Source organism: Stenotrophomonas sp. YIM B06876 (assembly GCF_030711595.1).
Classification (GTDB): Bacteria; Pseudomonadota; Gammaproteobacteria; order Xanthomonadales; family Xanthomonadaceae; genus Stenotrophomonas.
On record NZ_JAUJUJ010000505.1, the window covers coordinates 1 to 579 of the forward strand.

The following is a 579-nucleotide window of genomic DNA, read 5'->3' on the forward strand; positions in this document are numbered from 1 at the left end:
CCCGCCAGGCGGCGCGGTCGGTCTGCGCGCGTACCCGGGCCAACGGGTAGTCGGCATGGGCAATGAAGTGCACCGCGTGCAGCGCCTGCTGCCGGTCCACGTGCGGCTTGCGCACGAAATACAGGGCCTGGGCGGCGCTGTCCCAGTCGGCGTGCACGAACAGGTTGGCGAACGCCGGATGCGCTTCGTCGGCGCGCGCGTCCAGCAGGGACACCTCGAACNGCGCCTGCTGCCGGTCCACGTGCGGCTTGCGCACGAAATACAGGGCCTGGGCGGCGCTGTCCCAGTCGGCGTGCACGAACAGGTTGGCGAACGCCGGATGCGCTTCGTCGGCGCGCGCGTCCAGCAGGGACACCTCGAACATCGACAGCAGCTCAAGCGTGATGGGCTGTGCGCAGAGGTTCCACAGCTCGACCCGGCGCAGCTCGATGTCGTCCTCAGGGCTCACCCACACCGTGCAGCAGCTGCGCAAGTCCGCCCATTGCGCGTGCAGGCAAAGGTGGTCGCTATGGAAGGTGGCGTGGTAGTGCGCGCGCGGGTCAGGCGCCGGGTGCTGGCTCAGGGAGACGGGCGGGCTGC

1 protein-coding gene is annotated in these 579 nt (G+C 70.1%); it reads right to left on the minus strand.

The features are described 5' to 3' along the window. A partial coding sequence (locus QZH66_RS18170) for a hypothetical protein (protein ID WP_305807197.1) occupies nucleotides 1–562 on the minus strand: 562 nt, incomplete at its 3' end. Nucleotides 563–579: the final 17 nt, after the last annotated feature.